The organism is Kitasatospora sp. NPDC056273, assembly GCF_042268845.1.
Classification (GTDB): Bacteria; Actinomycetota; Actinomycetes; order Streptomycetales; family Streptomycetaceae; genus Kitasatospora.
The window spans coordinates 1-1,114 of sequence record NZ_JBHJSJ010000136.1; the positions used below are offsets into that span (position 1 = coordinate 1).

A 1,114-nucleotide genomic window follows, 5' to 3' on the forward strand; every position below is an offset into this window, starting at 1 on the left:
CATCAGCCCCTTACGCACCTGAGCCTCATCTCACAGTTTTTATGACTGACTATTTCATCCCGATTCCCGTCGTGCCACCATAGTAAGCCAGTATACACTCCGCTAGCGCTACGTGACTGGTTCAGGGCTGCGCCCCGAAACCCGCCAAAAGCCTGACGCGCCTGCGGCTTGTCCAACCCCGCGCCGACCGGGAAAGGCTTTCCCGCCCGTCCCGGCGTTATCAGGAGACCGGTTTGTCAGAGAAACGGAACAAGATGCTCACCATGTGGGTGACGGAGGACGAGCACCGGCGGCTGCTCGAACGCTGTGACGGCAGGCAGCTGGCGGCGTGGATGCGGCAGACCTGTCTTGATGAAAAGCCTGCGCGTACCGGAAAGCTACCCTCGATCTCGCCGGCGCTGCTGCGCCAGCTTGCCGGCATGGGCAACAACCTGAACCAGATAGCCCGCCGCGTTAACGCCGGCGGCGGTACCGGCCATGACAGGGTGCAGATTGTGGCGGCGCTGATGGCAATCGATGCCGGCCTTGAGCAGCTGCGGCACGCCGTTCTTGAGAAAGGAACGGACGATGATCATTAAATTTCATCCGCGCGGTCGCGGCGGTGGCGCCGGGCCGGTGGACTATTTGCTGGGTAAAGACCGGCAGCGTGAAGGCGCCACCGTCCTGCAGGGCAAGCCGGAAGAAGTCCGGGAGCTGATTGATGTGTCGCCTTACGTGAAGAAATACACCTCCGGCGTACTGTCGTTTGCGGAGGCAGATCTGCCTCCCGGCCAGCGGGAAAAACTGATGGCCAGCTTCGAGCGTGTTCTGATGCCCGGCCTCGATAAAGATCAGTACAGCATTCTGTGGGTGGAGCACGCGGACAAGGGGCGTCTGGAGCTGAACTTTCTGATCCCCAATACCGAGCTGCTGACCGGCAGGCGGCTCCAGCCGTACTACGACCGCGCCGACCGGCCGCGCATCGATGCCTGGCAGACGGTGGTCAACGGCCGGCTGGGGCTGCACGACCCGAACGCGCCGGAAAACCGGCGGGCGCTGGTCACGCCGTCCGCGCTGCCGGAAGCGAAGCAGGAAGCTGCCCAGGCGATTACGCGCGGCCTGCTTGCCCTTGCCC

2 protein-coding genes are annotated in these 1,114 nt (G+C 63.3%); both read left to right on the plus strand.

Going from position 1 to position 1,114, the window contains the following annotated elements; all coding sequences use genetic code 11:
• The first annotated feature begins 233 nt into the window (after nucleotides 1–233).
• Nucleotides 234–578, plus strand: coding sequence for a MobC family plasmid mobilization relaxosome protein (locus tag ACFCY1_RS41535; protein ID WP_044704870.1), 345 nt, complete (start codon nucleotides 234–236; stop codon nucleotides 576–578).
• The coding region (locus ACFCY1_RS41540) for a relaxase/mobilization nuclease domain-containing protein (RefSeq protein WP_375877825.1) at nucleotides 568–1,114 on the plus strand (547 nt) is incomplete at its 3' end. The genes ACFCY1_RS41535 and ACFCY1_RS41540, both read left to right, overlap by 11 nt.